The organism is Enterobacter sp. SENG-6 (assembly GCF_001605945.1).
GTDB classification, from domain to species: Bacteria; Pseudomonadota; Gammaproteobacteria; order Enterobacterales; family Enterobacteriaceae; genus Enterobacter; species Enterobacter cloacae.
Genome location: NZ_LOMM01000044.1, coordinates 125083 through 140297, shown reverse-complemented (window position 1 = coordinate 140297; position 15215 = coordinate 125083). Strand labels below are relative to the sequence as shown.

The 15215-nt window shown below is 55.3% G+C and carries 18 protein-coding genes; 12 read left to right on the top strand and 6 right to left on the bottom strand.

Going from position 1 to position 15215, the window contains the following annotated elements; translation table 11 throughout:
* Positions 1-10: 10 nt before the first annotated feature.
* Complete coding sequence (gene sufE, locus AX755_RS18585; protein WP_062857227.1) at positions 11-427, top strand: cysteine desulfuration protein SufE; 417 nt, start codon at positions 11-13, stop codon at positions 425-427.
* A gap of 97 nt (positions 428-524) precedes the next feature.
* Positions 525-1538, top strand: coding sequence for a L,D-transpeptidase LdtE (gene ldtE, locus AX755_RS18580; protein ID WP_040019821.1), 1014 nt, complete (start codon positions 525-527; stop codon positions 1536-1538).
* A gap of 61 nt (positions 1539-1599) precedes the next feature.
* Here the strand turns inward: ldtE and lpp are convergent, their stop codons facing one another.
* The 5 genes from lpp to AX755_RS18560 form a co-directional block, all read right to left on the bottom strand.
* The gene (gene lpp, locus AX755_RS18575) at positions 1600-1836 is read right to left on the bottom strand and encodes a murein lipoprotein Lpp (protein ID WP_001082307.1); all 237 of its coding nucleotides are present in this window, start codon (positions 1834-1836) and stop codon (positions 1600-1602) included.
* A gap of 311 nt (positions 1837-2147) precedes the next feature.
* On the bottom strand, positions 2148-3560 hold the full coding sequence (gene pykF, locus AX755_RS18570) for a pyruvate kinase PykF (RefSeq protein WP_013096950.1): 1413 nt from the start codon (positions 3558-3560) through the stop codon (positions 2148-2150).
* Between the two features lie 7 nt (positions 3561-3567).
* A complete protein-coding gene (gene ynhH, locus AX755_RS26120; RefSeq protein ID WP_418250441.1) occupies positions 3568-3864 on the bottom strand; it encodes a protein YnhH in 297 nt (98 codons plus the stop codon).
* A 73-nt stretch (positions 3865-3937) separates the two neighbouring features.
* The gene (locus AX755_RS18565) at positions 3938-5083 is read right to left on the bottom strand and encodes a trans-sulfuration enzyme family protein (RefSeq protein ID WP_062857226.1); all 1146 of its coding nucleotides are present in this window, start codon (positions 5081-5083) and stop codon (positions 3938-3940) included.
* A 10-nt stretch (positions 5084-5093) separates the two neighbouring features.
* Entirely contained in the window at positions 5094-6464 is a 1371-nt protein-coding gene (locus AX755_RS18560; RefSeq protein ID WP_062857225.1) for a pyridoxal-phosphate dependent enzyme, read from the bottom strand.
* 398 nt (positions 6465-6862) lie between these two features.
* Between AX755_RS18560 and AX755_RS18555 the strand changes: the two genes are divergently transcribed.
* The 9 genes from AX755_RS18555 (at position 6863) to AX755_RS18515 (ending at position 14114) form a co-directional block, all read left to right on the top strand.
* Positions 6863-7885 (top strand): methionine ABC transporter ATP-binding protein, encoded by a 1023-nt coding sequence (locus AX755_RS18555; protein ID WP_062857224.1) that lies wholly within the window; start codon positions 6863-6865, stop codon positions 7883-7885.
* Positions 7878-8546 (top strand): methionine ABC transporter permease, encoded by a 669-nt coding sequence (locus AX755_RS18550; RefSeq protein ID WP_062857223.1) that lies wholly within the window; start codon positions 7878-7880, stop codon positions 8544-8546. Before AX755_RS18555 ends, AX755_RS18550 begins: the two co-directional genes overlap by 8 nt.
* Before the next feature lie 24 nt (positions 8547-8570).
* On the top strand, positions 8571-9383 hold the full coding sequence (locus AX755_RS18545; RefSeq protein ID WP_013096945.1) for a MetQ/NlpA family ABC transporter substrate-binding protein: 813 nt from the start codon (positions 8571-8573) through the stop codon (positions 9381-9383).
* Positions 9384-9492: 109 nt separating this feature from the next.
* Positions 9493-9702, top strand: coding sequence for a fumarate hydratase FumD (gene fumD / locus AX755_RS18540; protein ID WP_013096944.1), 210 nt, complete (start codon positions 9493-9495; stop codon positions 9700-9702).
* 118 nt (positions 9703-9820) lie between these two features.
* Positions 9821-9988 (top strand): hypothetical protein, encoded by a 168-nt coding sequence (locus AX755_RS25610; protein ID WP_013096943.1) that lies wholly within the window; start codon positions 9821-9823, stop codon positions 9986-9988.
* 144 nt (positions 9989-10132) lie between these two features.
* A complete protein-coding gene (locus tag AX755_RS18530; RefSeq protein WP_062857222.1) occupies positions 10133-11539 on the top strand; it encodes a DUF1996 domain-containing protein in 1407 nt (468 codons plus the stop codon).
* A gap of 72 nt (positions 11540-11611) precedes the next feature.
* A complete protein-coding gene (locus AX755_RS18525) occupies positions 11612-12940 on the top strand; it encodes a sensor histidine kinase (protein ID WP_062857221.1) in 1329 nt (442 codons plus the stop codon).
* Positions 12933-13544 carry a response regulator transcription factor gene (locus AX755_RS18520; RefSeq protein WP_062857220.1) on the top strand — a complete coding sequence of 204 codons (612 nt, stop codon included), beginning with the start codon at positions 12933-12935 and terminating at the stop codon, positions 13542-13544. Before AX755_RS18525 ends, AX755_RS18520 begins: the two co-directional genes overlap by 8 nt.
* 90 nt (positions 13545-13634) lie before the next feature.
* Positions 13635-14114, top strand: coding sequence for a GlcG/HbpS family heme-binding protein (locus AX755_RS18515; protein ID WP_020688318.1), 480 nt, complete (start codon positions 13635-13637; stop codon positions 14112-14114).
* Between the two features lie 37 nt (positions 14115-14151).
* Here AX755_RS18515 and AX755_RS25435 read toward each other — a convergent pair whose 3' ends face one another.
* A complete protein-coding gene (locus AX755_RS25435) occupies positions 14152-14292 on the bottom strand; it encodes a hypothetical protein (RefSeq protein WP_013096938.1) in 141 nt (46 codons plus the stop codon).
* 125 nt (positions 14293-14417) lie between these two features.
* Here AX755_RS25435 and AX755_RS18505 point away from each other — a divergent pair, with 125 nt between their 5' ends.
* On the top strand, positions 14418-15200 hold the full coding sequence (locus tag AX755_RS18505) for a hypothetical protein (RefSeq protein ID WP_062857219.1): 783 nt from the start codon (positions 14418-14420) through the stop codon (positions 15198-15200).
* Positions 15201-15215: the final 15 nt, after the last annotated feature.

Genomic DNA, 15215 nt, shown 5'->3' with positions numbered 1-15215 from the left:
GAAGCGAACAATGGCAGAGTTGCCGGACAAAGATAAATTACTGCGTAACTTCGGACGTTGCGCAAACTGGGAAGAAAAGTATCTCTATATTATTGAGCTGGGGCAGCGTTTGCCGCCGCTCAGTGAAGCGGCGCATAACCCGGGTAATATTATTCAGGGCTGCCAGAGCCAGGTGTGGATTGTGATGGAGCAAAAGGGCGACGGTACGATTGAATTGCACGGCGACAGCGATGCCGCGATTGTGAAAGGGCTTATCGCCGTGGTCTTTATTCTCTACCACCAGATGTCCGCGCAGGATATTGTCGCCTTTGATGTGCGCCCGTGGTTTGAAAAAATGGCCCTGACCCAACACCTCACCCCGTCCCGCTCCCAGGGGCTGGAAGCGATGATTCGCGCCATCCGCGCCAAAGCTGCAATCATTAGCTAGACTTACAGGACAGCATTCATTCTGTTTCGCGAGGTGGTTCCCGCCTCGCTGGTTTTTCAGCTTTCTGGCGTTCTGTCAGTGAATAAGGAATCTCAGCATGAAGCGCGCGTCTCTAATAACACTCTTACTCCTTGGTTCGCTCGGCGCTCTTAATTCGGCCAGTGCGATGGATTATCCGTTACCGCCCGCAGGCAGCCGTCTGATTGGGCAAAATCAAACCTACACAATACAGGAAGGGGATACCAAACTTCAGACCATCGCACGTCGGTTTAATACTGCGGCACAGCTCCTCCTTGAAACCAATAATACCATTGCGCCGGTAAATCCTGCGCCGGGAACGGTGATTACCATTCCATCCCAGATGCTGCTTCCGGACACGCCACGCGAAGGTATTGTGGTGAACCTGGCCGAGTTACGGCTTTACTACTATCCGCCGGGGGGAAATATTGTTCAGGTCTTCCCGCTGGGGATTGGACAGCTGGGGCTGGAGACGCCGGTCACGACGACCCGCGTGAGTCAGAAGATCCCTAATCCAACCTGGACCCCGACGCCGGGCATCAGAGCGCGCTCTCTGGAACAGGGCATTAAATTGCCGCCGGTCGTACCCGCCGGGCCAAATAACCCGCTGGGACGCTTTGCACTGCGTTTAGGCGTGGGCAATGGGGAATATCTCATCCACGGTACCAGTGCGCCGGACAGCGTTGGGCTGCGGGTGAGTTCAGGTTGTATGCGCATGAATGCCCCGGACATTAAAGCCCTGTTCGAACAGGTGCGGGTCGGCACACGGGTGCAGATTATTAATGAGCCGGTGAAGTTCTCCGTCGAGCCGGATGGTAAACGCTATATTGAAGTGCATCGTCCGCTGGCGCAGGTGGAGGGAGAAAACCCGCAGATTACACCTATTACCCATTCCGCTGACTTTGCCTCGTTTGTTTCTCAGGCAGGAAGTGACAAAGCGCTTATTGATAAAGCCTTGTCGCGCCGGGCGGGGATCCCGGTCGCCGTATCGGCGGCTAACGGCCCGTCGGCCAGCAACAACGTGCAGTCCGTACAGAACAGCCGTGTCTCTGCTGCGGTAACGGAAGAGGATGGCGAGAAGGTGACGCAGTAGGACGTTTGACGCAGGCAAAAAAAATGGCGCACAATGTGCGCCATTTTATTAACAGGTACTATTACTTACGGTATTTAGTAGCCTGGTTGTCCAGACGCTGGTTAGCGCGAGCTGCGTCGTCTTTAGCAGCCTGAACGTCGGAACGCATTGCGTTCACGTCGTTGCTCAGCTGGTCAACTTTAGCGTTCAGAGTCTGAACGTCAGAAGACAGCTGATCGATTTTAGCGTTGCTGGAGCAACCTGCCAGCAGAGTAGAACCCAGGATTACCGCGCCCAGTACCAGTTTAGTACGATTCATTATTAATACCCTCTAGATTGAGTTAATCTCCATGTAGCGTTACAAGTATTACACAAACTTTTTTGGGTTGAGAATATTTTTTTGATGGGAATACGCCTATTTTTGATCGTTCGCTCAAAGAAGCAACGAATTCGGCATTTTTGTCGAAAAAGCTATGTTAAAAAAGGCATTTTTCATCGGATTCATCTTACATAAATCGCGATTAAATAGAAAAACCCGATTTGCTTTTTGAATAGAGTTGGCTAATACCACGAATAAAAAAAGCGCCCCGAAGGACGCTTTTTATCAAAAACTAATTCATTTGAACATTATTACAGCACGTGAACAGATGCGGTATTGGTTGTACCACTCGGTACCAGTGCACCCGATACCATTACCACCACGTCGCCTTTCTGTGCCAGGCCGCTTTCCAGCGCCAGTTCTTTGCCCTGAATGTAGAAATCGTCAGTAGAGGCGATCTCTTTCACCAGGTGCGCAACAACACCTTTGCTCAGCACCAGCTGACGCGCAGTGGTTTCATTGGTGGTCAGCGCCAGGATGGTAGCATCCGGGAAGTATTTACGTACGGCACGCGCAGATTTACCGCCCTGCGTTGCAACCACGATCAGTGGCGCTTCCAGCTTCTCAGCCGTTTCTACCGCACCGCGGCAGACCGCTTCAGTGATGCGCAGTTTGCGGCTGTCGTTGTTGAAGTCCAGACGGCTGGTCATCACGCGGTCAGTACGTTCGCAGATGGTGGCCATGATGGACACCGCTTCCAGCGGATATTTACCTTTTGCGGATTCGCCAGACAGCATGACGGCATCAGTACCGTCGAGGATGGCGTTCGCCACGTCGCCTGCTTCTGCGCGGGTTGGACGTGGGTTTTTGATCATGGAGTCCAGCATCTGGGTGGCAGTGATAACCACTTTACGTGCGCGGACACATTTCTCGATCATCATCTTCTGCGCGAAGATCACTTCTTCAACCGGGATTTCAACACCCAGGTCGCCACGCGCAACCATGATACCGTCAGACGCTTCGAGGATTTCGTCGAAGTTGTTCAGGCCTTCCTGGTTTTCGATTTTGGAGATGATCTGGATCTTCTCGCCGCCGTGCGCTTTCAGGTGCTCACGGATTTCAACCACGTCGGAACGTTTACGGATGAAGGAGGCAGCAACGAAATCAACGCCTTGCTCGCAGCCGAAGATCAGGTCTTGCTTGTCTTTTTCAGCCAGTGCTGGCAGCGCGATAGAAACGCCTGGCAGGTTAACGCCTTTGTTTTCGCCCAGGTCGCCGTTGTTCAGCACTTTACAGATGACTTTGTTGCCTTCGATGGCGGTGACTTCCATTCCGATCAGACCATCATCTACCAGCACGGTGTTACCCACAGACAGATCGCTGGTGAAGCCTTCATAGGTTACCGCAACGATTTCGCTGTTACCGACCACAGACTTGTCAGTGGTGAAGGTGAAGGTCTGGCCCGCTTTCAGGGAGACGTCGTTACCGCCTTCCAGTTTGATGGTGCGGATTTCAGGACCTTTGGTATCCAGCAGGATGGCGGCTTTTTTACCGGTCTTGCTCATGACGTTGCGCAAGTTCTGGATACGCTGACCATGTTCAGCGTAGTCACCGTGAGAGAAGTTCAGACGCATAACGTTCATGCCGGCGTCCAGCATTTTGGTCAGCATCTCTTCAGATTCGGTTTTCGGGCCGATGGTACAAACAATTTTCGTCTTTTTCATGACAGTCTTAGTCTTTAAGTTGGGAAGGATATGGAAATCTCGCTCCGGGGGCGCACCGCCGCGGAGTCAAACCTGTGTTGCAAAAGAGTATATGACACGCACTAAGGATAGGAGACATCAAATGAGCGTGCAGAAGAAAGTGTGCCTGAGTGACAGCCCAACGAAGGAGAGGAGAAGTTGTACGTTGTTTTTTGTATTCCAAGCGCTGAAACCATTCACCAGGGATTTGGCGCGCATTATACGCTGATTTTAAGATAAAAGGAAAATGGAAACGGTGTTTCAGAAATAATCTGTGCAGTTTCACATAATATTGTTATCAATGCGTTAAGGCATAATGACATCTTATGGCGACAGGCGAGGGGCCTGCCGCCTTTTGCTTATTTTTCCAGCGCCTGACTCAGATCGGCAATCAGATCGTCTGCCTCTTCGATCCCCACGGACAGGCGGATCAGCTGCGGCACAATGCCGTTAGCCAGACGCTGCTCGCGCGGAATTGAGGCGTGGGTCATGCTGTAGGGCTGACTCACCAGGCTTTCCACACCGCCGAGACTTTCTGCGAGGGTGAACAGCTTCAGCTTGCGGATCACCTCCGTCGCACGTTGCGCATCGCCTTTCACCACGACGGAAATCATCCCGCCCGACAGCGCCATTTGCCTGCGGGCGAGCTGATAGTGCGGGTGCGAATCCAGCCCCGGATAGAACACCTTTTCGACCTGCGGCTGCTGCGCAAGCCATTGCGCAATCGCCAGCGCGTTGCTGCTGTGCTTTTCCATCCGCAGAGCCAGGGTACGCATTCCGCGCAGCGTCAGAAAACTGCTGAAGGGATCGAGCACGCCGCCGATGGCGTTTTGCAGATACCCCAACCGTTCCGCCAGCGCCGGGTTATCGCCCACCACCGCCAGCCCGGCTACCACGTCGGAATGGCCGTTCAGGTATTTAGTGGCGGAGTGCACCACGATATCAAAACCCAGCTCCAGCGGACGGTGAATGACCGGGGAGGCGAAGGTGTTATCCGCCACGCTTATCACGTTATGGCGGCGGGCAATGGCCCCGATGGCTGCCAGGTCGGCCAGTTTCAGCAGCGGGTTAGTCGGCGTCTCCACCCAGATCATGCGCGTTTGGGGACCAATGGCGGCTTCCAGCGCGGCCAGATCGTCGGGCTTTACCCAGCTGACCCGCAGCCCGGTGCTGCGCTTGCGCACGTTTTCAATCAGACGGTAGGTGCCGCCATACACGTCATCAATGGCGACGATATGGCTGTCTTTATCCAGCAGCTCCAGTACGGTGGAAATGGCGGCCAGACCGGAGGCAAAAGCATAGCCGCGCGTACCGCCTTCCAGCTCGGCGATGGCGGTTTCCAGCGCATGGCGGGTAGGATTGCCGCTTCGGGAATATTCGTAGCCGATATGCTCCCCCGGCGACGGTTGCGCAAACGTCGAGGTGGCGTAAATGGGCGGCATGACCGCGCCGTGTTGATCGTTAACCTGGCCGCTGTGTACGCTGAGCGTGGCGAGATTTTTCATTCTTGTTTCCTTATTGCTGTAGACGGTTGCGCCAGGCTGTGAGGAGGTCGCTGCGGGTGATCAGACCCAGAAAACGGTCATTGTCATTAATCACCGCCACCAGACCGCGGTCAAAGATGGCGTGCAGGGCGCTTTCCGGCGCGTGCTTATCAAGAATCTCCACCTGTTGCGTCATGGCCGCCGTGACGGGGAGGGCAAAGCGAGCCCCGTCGCCGCCAATGTGGCGCAGCAGATCCCACTCATCAATAATGCCTACCACCTTGCCGTTCTCCAGCACCGGCAGCTGCGAGATGTCATACAGGCGCATGCGTGCCAGTACGGTGGAAAGCGTGTCGTCCGGGGCGGCGGTGACGGTGGCGCCCTCGTCGTGGCGCAGCGCAATGTAGTCAGAGAGATCGCCTGCCTGCGGGCGGGACATCAGCCCCTGCTGGCGCATCCAGTCATCGTTGAACATCTTTGAGAGGTATTTATTGCCGCTGTCGCAGGCGAAGGTCACCACGCGTTTCGGCGTGGTCTGTGCCTGGCAGTACTTCAGCGCGGCTGCCAGCAGGGTTCCGCTGGAGGAGCCTGCCAGAATGCCTTCCGTTTTCAGCAGCTCGCGCGCGGTGGCGAACGCGTCGCGGTCGGTGATGCGCCAGGCGCGATTCACCCCGTCAATGTGGGCCAGTGGCGGAATAAAGTCTTCGCCAATTCCCTCAACCAGCCAGGAGCCCGCGTCGCGGTAGCGTCCGGTTTCCACCTGGTCGGCCAGAACCGATCCTGCCGGGTCTGCGAGGACAAACTCCGTGTGCGGCGAGTGTTCGGCGAACCACGCCTGCAGGCCACCCAGCGTGCCGCCTGATCCCACGCCCACCACGATGGCGTCGATCCTGCTGTTAAGCTGTTCAAACAGCTCCGGCGCGGTGGTGGTACGGTGCGCCAGCGGATTGGCTTCGTTGTTGAACTGGTCGATGTAAAACGCGCCGGGCAGTTCACTCGCCAGACGCCGGGCGTAATCCTGGTAATAGGCGGGATGGCCCTTATTGACGTCCGAACGCGTCAGTACCACCTGGGCACCCAGCGCGCGAAGGTGGAAGATTTTCTCGCGGCTCATTTTGTCCGGTACCACCAGGATCAGCGAATAGCCTTTCTGGGCGGCGATCAGGGCCAGACCCAGGCCGGTATTCCCCGCCGTGGCCTCAATAATCGTGCCGCCCGGCTGCAGCTGGCCGGTGCGCTCCGCTTCATTAATCATCGACAGCGCCACGCGGTCCTTTATAGAGCCACCCGGGTTCTGGTTCTCCAGTTTCAGAAACAGCGAACAGAGGCCGGTGTCCAGTTTATGCAGCTGGATAACCGGTGTATGGCCAATCAGTTCAGTGACGGAGTGGTAAATCGTCATGGGTTTTTCCTTTCAGGAGGTCATGACGGGATGATAGGGCGGTGAAAATTTCGCAAGAAAGAACGAATCTCTGCTTTTTAGAACAGAAAAGAATATAAATGGTGTTTTTGGATGTCAGGATAGCAAGACGTAAAGTGCTCCGGATGTGAGGATGGCTATATCAACAGAATGTGTTGAAAAAATGCGCGTTTTTGGCGTGGGTCGCCTCTGACATATGCATCGTGCAGATAAACATTGCTGAAATTGGTCTAAACGGGTCCCGCCCGCGACAGGCAGTGTTTATTCCCGCTAGTTATAACACATGCTTTTTTGTTCATTTAAAAGCAAGTAACGGCTGATTACTATCGTTTGGACATCCATACTTCTAAACCGCCAGGGCGGACGGATAACGAATAAGAATGATTGTTCTCAGCAATATTTCGAAGGTCTTTGACAACGGCAAGGTGGCGCTCACGGCCGTTGATAACGTCAATCTGACGATTGAGCAGGGGCAGATATACGGCATTATTGGCTACAGCGGCGCGGGGAAAAGTACGCTTATCCGCCTGTTAAATGGCCTCGAAAAACCGAGCAGCGGCAGCGTGACCATTAACGGTCAGGACATTTCTGCCGCAAAGGGGGAAGCGCTGCGACAGGCGCGTCTGAAGATCAGCATGGTGTTCCAGCACTTCAACCTGCTGTGGTCGCGAACGGTAGCGGAAAACATTGCCTTTTCGATGCAGATCGCCGGGGTGCCAAAGGCCAGGATTCGGGCCCGCGTGGCCGAGCTGGTGGAACTGGTCGGGCTGAAAGGCCGCGAAAATGCGTATCCGTCGCAGCTCAGCGGCGGGCAAAAGCAGCGCGTGGGCATTGCGCGTGCGCTGGCGAACAACCCGGACGTGCTGCTCTGTGACGAAGCCACCTCTGCGCTCGACCCACAGACCACCGATCAGATCCTCGATCTGCTGCTGGACATAAACCGTCGTTTCAGGCTGACCATCGTCCTCATCACCCACGAGATGCACGTGGTGCGCAAAATCTGTGACCGGGTGGCGGTGATGGAGAACGGTAAAGTGGTGGAAGAGGGCGACGTGCTGAGCGTTTTTACCCATCCGCAGCAGCCGATTACGCAGCAGTTTGTCCGCCAGGTGAGCCAGTACGCCGAGGAAGAGACCTTTAATACCGAGCTGGCAAACGATCTGGAAGGGACGGTCATCCGTCTGACCTTCACCGGGCACAGCACCCATAAACCGATTGTGGGTGAATTGACGCTGCGCTACGGCCTGCCGTTTAACATTCTGCACGGAAAAATGACCCAGACGGCGCACGGCGTGTTTGGCCAGCTGTGGGTACACGTGGTGGCATCCGATGAACAACTGAACAATATCCTCGCCGACCTGAAGCACAGCGATATTGAAGGCGAGGTGATTAAACATGGCTGAGAATCTCTTTCCGCATCTGAAGTGGGATCAGCTCTGGGCGGCAACGCTTGAGACGCTGTACATGACCGCGCTCTCCGGTGTGGCGACCTTTGTGCTGGGGATCGTGCTGGGTCTGGCGCTGTTTTTAACCGCCCGCGGCGGATTGTTCCACAACCGCACGGTCTATAGCGTCATTTCAATTGTGGTGAACGTGTTCCGCTCTATCCCGTTCATCATTCTGATTGTTTTGCTGATCCCGTTCACCAAGTCCGTTGTTGGCACCATCCTGGGAGCTAACGCGGCACTGCCTGCCCTGATTGTGGGCGCCGCACCGTTCTACGCCCGTCTGGTGGAGATCGCCCTGCGTGAAGTGGACAAAGGGGTCATAGAAGCAACGCGCTCAATGGGGGCACGACTGAGCACCTTAGTGTTTCGGGTTTTACTGCCGGAATCATCACCCGCACTGGTTTCAGGTATTACGGTGACGCTGATTGCGCTGGTGAGCTACAGCGCAATGGCCGGAGTGATTGGCGCCGGTGGGTTGGGAAATCTGGCTTATCTGGAAGGATTCCAGCGCAACCATGGTGACGTCACGCTGGTGGCAACGGTGACCATTTTGATCATCGTTTTCGTTATCCAGTTCTGCGGCGACATCATTACCTCACTGTTAGATAAACGCTAATAAATACACACAGGAACCATCATCATGAAAAAGACACTGACACTGATCGCCGCAGCAACCCTCAGCGCCCTGAGCTTTGCCTCCTGGGCTGACACCCTCACTGTAGGCGCATCCAATACGCCACATGCTGAAATTCTTGAGCAGGCGAAGCCGATTCTGGCGAAGCAGGGTATCGACCTGGAGATCAAACCGTTTCAGGACTACATTCTGCCCAACACTGCCCTGGCGGGTCATGACATTGACGCGAACTACTTCCAGCACATCCCTTACCTGAACAGCGTGCTGAAAGATCACGAAGGCGATAAGGATTATGATTTTGTCAGCGCAGGCGCGATCCACATCGAGCCCATCGGCATCTACTCCAAAAAATACAAGTCGCTGAAAGACCTGCCGGAAGGCGGCAAAATCATCATGCGTGATGCCGTTTCTGAAGAGGGGCGTATTCTCTCTATCTTCGAAAAAGAAGGGGTGATCAAGCTGAAGCCTGGCATCGACAAAGTGACCGCGCGCATCAGCGACATCGTGGAGAACCCGAAAAAGCTGCAGTTCACCCCTAACGTGGAAGCGTCTCTGCTGCCGCAGATGTATAACAACGATGAAGGCGCGGCGGTTGTGATCAACGCCAACTACGCGATTGACGCCGGTCTGGATCCGGTTCACGACCCGATTGCAGTTGAGAGCGGTGAAAACAACCCGTATGCCAATATCATTACCGTGCATCGCGGTGACGAGAAGAAGAAAGATATCGTTGCGCTGGTGAACGTGCTGCACTCCAAAGAGATTCAGGACTGGATCCGCACCAAGTACAAAGGCGCGGTGATCCCGGTAAATAACTAATTAATTGATTTAGCTTAGGAAGCCCGGTGAGTTTATCGCCGGGCTTCTTTTTTGTATCCGGGCGAGGGATCATTTAAGCTGACGGTTTAGGGCAACGGAGTGGATCGCCATGGGCAATGTGACCAAAGACGAAGAGTTGTACCAGGAGATGTGTCGGGTGGTAGGGAAGGTCGTTCTGGAGATGCGTGACTTAGGGCAGGAGCCCAAGCATATCGTGATTGCCGGGGTGCTGCGTACGGCGCTGGCGAACCAGCGCGTAAAACGAAGCGAGTTAACCACTCAGGCGATGGAGACAGTGGTGAAGGCGCTGGCCGGGTAAGGCACCAGCGTTTCGCGAGTTACTCAAATCCTGCATATCAACAGTCGTTATTGTTATTTCCCCTTCCTGATGGAGGCGTGTTTTACTGAAGTCAGGTAAAGCGAGAGGGGTACAGACGATGAAAAAGTGGATAAGCACGTTACGGCGGTTTTTTGCGACCCGGCCCGCGAATGCGGAGAACAGCGCGCAACGTGTTCTTGAGTCGATACTGCCTGTCGCCAGTCTGTATGGCGTGGACGTGGCCAACATTGACCCGGAGTGGTTCCATGATAAAACGTCACGCTGAACTGCGCCGCACGCGCGAAATGTACTGGAATGAGCTGTGCATCGATGCTGTAAAGCGTGGATGAGCGGAAAAATACGCTGGGAAATCCTCGGTTAACGCAGGCCGTTTTGTTACCAATATCTCCTTTCACAGATGGAGATGAAGATGAAACGGACTGTATTCACGCCCGCCCTTTTAACCACAGCGTTACTGATTGCCATGCAGGCGGCCCATGCCGGGCCACAGGCGCATGTGGTCTGCAGTTACTCCCACACCCTCGGCGATGACGCCATCATGATGTTTGGTATGCCCAACCAGGCCATGTGGCACGATTTCTTTGGCAATACCCATACCGATGCCTTTTCAACCCGGGAAATCTTGCGCCAGCACGAAGAGACGACCTGTGATAACAAGGCCGACGGCTCTGCCTACTGGGCGCCTTCTCTGAGATTACCCGACGGAACGGTGGTCAAACCGGCCTATCAAAAAACCTATTATCAGGCCTCGAAGGTTGATGCCTATCCCTTGCACCCGTTCCCGGCCGGGCTGTCGCTGCTCGCCGGGGATCATCACGGCAGCACGCCCAACCCCCATATCAGCTTTTTATGCGCGAACGGGAATGGCTATAGCAGCAAAATCGGCGAGGTGTGCGGGCTGCGTAAAGCTAACGATGCCGTCCAGTTTATTATTGGCATTCAATTTCCGAACTGCTGGGACGGTGTGAATCTGAAGCCCGACCACGGTCTGGCCAATGCGGCGTATGACGTTAACGGCCAGTGCCCGAGCGCGTTCCCGGTAAAAATTCCAACGGTTAATATGAATGTGGCTTACGTGCTGCATGGTATTACCCGCCTGGACACCCGTCAGGCGCAACTGTCGCTCGATCCGGTGATGCAGGGGGCTGAACGTGAAGAACGCTGGGGTAGCCTCTACACGGCGCATGCCGATTTCATGAACGGCTGGACGGACGATGCCGCCCGCTTTATGACCGAACGCTGCATGAACCGCGGTATGGATTGTGGTTCAACCGTGCCCTATGGTTATTCTATGGCGAAGGCCAATGTCTGGCTCAGCAGTCTTGAACCGAACATCACTCAACCTTCACCGCAGGTGTTACTGGTAGAAGATAACTGGCAGAACGGTGGACGCACAAAAAACAGCGAGACGCTGAGCCTGGTAAAATTCCATATCCCACCGCTGCCCGCCGGGCAGGATCCGTCCTTGTTTAAATACCGCGTCCGTATTTTCGGTGGGAAGGTAGAAAACAATGGGGCCGATCAGATTTTCTTTTATCCGGCCAGTAATGACTGGGATCCTGCGACCGTGAAGTGGTCGTCGCGTCCGGCCTGTAATTACCGTTCCGATGCCGTGCTTTATCTGAACCATGTTCGTGAATACCGGATGGTCGACGTGGATAAAGCCGTGCGTAAGGCGCTGGCGGAAGGGAAAACCGAGATCTCGTGGTATATCGGTGGCGATCGCCAGGGGAATCATTATCAGTTTGAACCAGCCTCATCACCAGACGGGTTAATGCTCATGCTGACTGGCTTTAAACATACGCCGGAGGTCTGACCCCACGTTTTTTTGTTCTTAACAGGGTTAGCTGGTAAGGTCTCGGCATTCGCCACTGCCCCTGTTAACGCAATGACCACCAACAGCATGATGAAACGCGCTATCGTTCTTTGGGCGATAGCGTGCACACTCAGCGGCGTACTGCTCTACGCCGAACAAATTCGCCGTCAGTTCTGGGAACGAGACCGTGAGTTCTCGGCGTTATTTTCCGAATTAAGCGCGGTCCTGACGCAAAATGAATCGGTCTTACCGCTTCTGAATGGCGATGAAGACATTGCCGCCTTGCGCAAAAAATTCCCCCATCTGCTCGCGCTGGAAAAAACGACGGGACGCCCACTGGATGCGGCGCGGGTGGAGCCTGCCCACGAGATGCAGTACTGGCTTTATAACCCCTGGCGTCAGATCCGCGTGCGGGTGGATCTCGGCCCGATTCTGAATGCGCATCATCCGTTTACCCACCTTGGGATCCGCTTCATACCGACCGGAGAAGAACGGCCCTCTGACGCATTCTGGCACTGGCAACGCACCTTCCCGCAACATACGCAACCTTTTACGCTTGAAGCGGATTCCCGGCCGGACTGGTTTGGCGTCCGCTGGTCTGTTTACCCCTTGTTGTTTATCGGCTGGGGGATAGTGATTGCGCTGGCAAACGTGGTGCTCTGGCAGCGTAAAGCACGTAAAGACGCCGAGCAAAGGGCGCGCTATTACCAGCACGCCAGGCTCAATACCCTGGGGGAGATCACCGCCGGTATTGTGCATGAGATAAACCAGCCGCTGACCGCCGCCCAGACGTGGATCCAGGGCGCGCAGCGTCAGTTACAGCAGGAAAACGGTCAGGCCGTGTCGCAGGCGCTGTCGGCTGCGCTGACGCAAACGCAGCGTATTAGCGCATTATTAACCCGTTTTCGCGAGCACGTTGTGAAGGAGAAAGTCACCCTGCGGGAAACCGATCTGGCAGCATGCTGGCTGCAGGTGGTGAACTTACTTGAGCATGAGCGCAGGGCTGAGCATATCTCGGTCAGTCATGCGTTTGCCCCCGGGGCCACCACCGTGCTGGCCGACCCGCTCTGGCTGGAGCAGGTACTGCATAATCTGCTCAGCAATGCGATTCAGGCCCAACAGGCGAGTCCTGCTGGCTGGGTAAAGATTGAAAGCCACAAAACCGAGAGCGGCATTCAGATTACCGTGACGGACGGCGGGCCAGGCTTTAGCCCGGAGGCGTTACAAAATGCCTTTATGCCGTTTTACAGCGGCCGGGAAGAGGGCATTGGACTGGGAATGACCTTAACGGAATCATTAATGACGCGTATGAATGGATCGATTACGCTGGGCAATGCGCCGCAGGGCGGGGCAGAGATCCGGCTACAACTGGCAAACGGAAAGGAGGCTACGGTTGGATAACACAATCTGGCTGATTGATGATGATGAATCCATCAGAGAGTCAATGGCGTTTTTGCTTTCGGGCATGGGGTGGCCGGTCAGGACGTTTGAAAGCGTTGATGCCTTTACCGCGGCCCATGCACGGGACACAGAGCTGGTAGGCTGCATGCTGCTGGATATGCGGATGCCGGGCAAAGGCGGGCTCACCTGGCTTGAGGAGGGGAAATGGCCCAGGCCCCTGCTGCCGGTAATCATCATGACCGGGCACGGGACCGTAGATGCCTGTCGTCGGGCATTTCGTAACGGCGTGTTTGAGTTTTTCACCAAACCGCTGGATGCCGATAAGCTTATTGAAACGGTAGGATTAGCCTTTGAGGAGAGTCAGCGCCGGTTTGCCGACTGGCAGGAAACCTCCCGGGTGAAAGCGCGCTTCGCACAATTAACCGCGCGGGAGCATGAGGTGCTGGGGGAGTTGATGAAAGGGCTCAGCAACAAAGAGGTGGCCGCCCGGCTGAATCTCTCGCCACGGACGGTGGAAGCGCACCGCGCGGCGGCGTTTACCAAGCTTGGCGTCGGCAGTCTGGTTCAGGCAATACGCGAATACGATAAATTGCAATCCGTATAACTACCAGGTTGAGTGCGTATTCAACCGAATTATGTTTCATCGCCCGGCAGGGTACGCTCTGCCACGTATCCCAACACGCGAGGAAGTGCGATGAAAAAATTAATGATGGTTGCGGCACTGGCCGCAGGTAGCGTAAGTCTGTCGGCACAAGCCGATACGTTAAACCAAAAGAGTCTCTCGCTGGCGCAGGCGAATGCGCTGGCCACGTCCGCCATTCAGGCGTGTACGGCAAAGAATTATCAGGTGACGGTCACCGTGGTTGACCGTGCGGGCGTGGTGAAAGCCGTGCAGCGTACGGACAATGCCGGTCCTCATACGGTTAAAGCCAGCGAAATGAAAGCCTGGACGGCGCTCAGCGCAAAGAATGCCTCAGGCAAAGTGATGGAAGCGGCGCAGAGCAACGCTGGCGCGCAAAACATGCGTGATATTCCGGGCTTCCTGCTGCTGGCGGGCGGCCTGCCGGTGAAAGAGGGCGATGAGGTGATCGGGGCGATTGGCATCGGCGGTGCGCCGGGCGGTCATCTTGATGAAGCCTGCGCGCAGGCGGCCATTGACGGGCTGAAAAAGTAACATAAAAAAAAGCACCGGGTTAACCGGTGCTTTTTCATCAGATCTTGCAGGCATCGCCGCAGTCGTCATCTGCAACAATCGCCTGGGCTTTTTTATCTGCGTCGTCCAGACGTTCCGCATTACGCTCTTCTGCTTCATCCAGTCCGTTAAAGACCAGGTTTTCGAGATCAATTTCCATGTGGCACCTGCTTTGTTCAGTTTTTGATACTGGCACAGTATAGGGCAAAAAAGGCCAGCAATGTACCTCGCAGCACATATGGACAATCCCTGCCATACTCTCTGCTTTATGGCTGAGGAATGCATATGATGACACTCTGCAAAACCTGCGGTACTGCGTATGACACCACGCCGGAAACATGCCCGATTTGCGAGGATGAACGCCAGTATGTTCCGCACAGCGGCCAGGCGTGGATTGACTTTGCTACCGTGACTTCCACCCACAGCAACAAATGGCAGCAGCTGGCGCCACAGCTGTTCAGTATCAAAACGGTGCCTGCCTTTGCGATTAACCAGCGCGCGCTGCTTTTGCGTACCCCACACGGCAATATTCTCTGGGACTGTATTGCCAACCTCGACCCGGCAACCAAAACGCTCATTACCGCGCTCGGCGGCATCAGCGCGATTGCGATCTCGCACCCACACTATTACACCACCATGCAGACCTGGGCTGCGGTATTTAATGCACCGGTGTACCTGCACGCCAGCGACAGAGAGTGGGTCATGCGCGGCAGTCCCGCCATTCAGTTCTGGGAAGGGGATGCGCTGGAACTAGTTCCGTCGGTCACCTTGTTGCGTCTGGGGGGACATTTTGCAGGCGGAACGGTGCTGCACTGGCAGGAGGGCGAAGGCGTATTGCTGGCGGGGGATATTCTTCAGGTCACGCCCGGAAAAGACGCCGTTTCGTTTATGTGGAGCTACCCGAATATGCTGCCGCTGCCAGCCCGCACCGTTGAGCGGATTACCGGTCTTCTGGAAGGCAAAAAATTTGCCCGCCTGTACGGTGCCTTTGAGGGACAAAACATCCCGGCAAACGCGGATGAGATTGTGCAGCGGTCAGGCCAGAAATATATTGCTTGTCTCAGGTAAAGCACGATGGGTAAA

Coding starts and splice junctions, on each gene's coding strand:
- lpp (WP_001082307.1), bottom strand. CDS start 1,836: ATGAATCGTACTAAACTGGTACTGGGCGCGGTAATCCTGGGTTCTACT.
- fumD (WP_013096944.1), top strand. CDS start 9,493: ATGGGCAATGTGACCAAAGACGAAGAGTTGTACCAGGAGATGTGTCGG.
- AX755_RS25610 (WP_013096943.1), top strand. CDS start 9,821: ATGAAAAAGTGGATAAGCACGTTACGGCGGTTTTTTGCGACCCGGCCC.
- AX755_RS18505 (WP_062857219.1), top strand. CDS start 14,418: ATGATGACACTCTGCAAAACCTGCGGTACTGCGTATGACACCACGCCG.
- AX755_RS18550 (WP_062857223.1), top strand. CDS start 7,878: ATGGCTGAGAATCTCTTTCCGCATCTGAAGTGGGATCAGCTCTGGGCG.
- AX755_RS18545 (WP_013096945.1), top strand. CDS start 8,571: ATGAAAAAGACACTGACACTGATCGCCGCAGCAACCCTCAGCGCCCTG.
- AX755_RS18515 (WP_020688318.1), top strand. CDS start 13,635: ATGAAAAAATTAATGATGGTTGCGGCACTGGCCGCAGGTAGCGTAAGT.
- ldtE (WP_040019821.1), top strand. CDS start 525: ATGAAGCGCGCGTCTCTAATAACACTCTTACTCCTTGGTTCGCTCGGC.
- pykF (WP_013096950.1), bottom strand. CDS start 3,560: ATGAAAAAGACGAAAATTGTTTGTACCATCGGCCCGAAAACCGAATCT.
- AX755_RS18560 (WP_062857225.1), bottom strand. CDS start 6,464: ATGACGATTTACCACTCCGTCACTGAACTGATTGGCCATACACCGGTT.
- AX755_RS18530 (WP_062857222.1), top strand. CDS start 10,133: ATGAAACGGACTGTATTCACGCCCGCCCTTTTAACCACAGCGTTACTG.
- AX755_RS25435 (WP_013096938.1), bottom strand. CDS start 14,292: ATGGAAATTGATCTCGAAAACCTGGTCTTTAACGGACTGGATGAAGCA.
- AX755_RS18565 (WP_062857226.1), bottom strand. CDS start 5,083: ATGAAAAATCTCGCCACGCTCAGCGTACACAGCGGCCAGGTTAACGAT.
- AX755_RS18555 (WP_062857224.1), top strand. CDS start 6,863: ATGATTGTTCTCAGCAATATTTCGAAGGTCTTTGACAACGGCAAGGTG.
- sufE (WP_062857227.1), top strand. CDS start 11: ATGGCAGAGTTGCCGGACAAAGATAAATTACTGCGTAACTTCGGACGT.
- AX755_RS18525 (WP_062857221.1), top strand. CDS start 11,612: ATGACCACCAACAGCATGATGAAACGCGCTATCGTTCTTTGGGCGATA.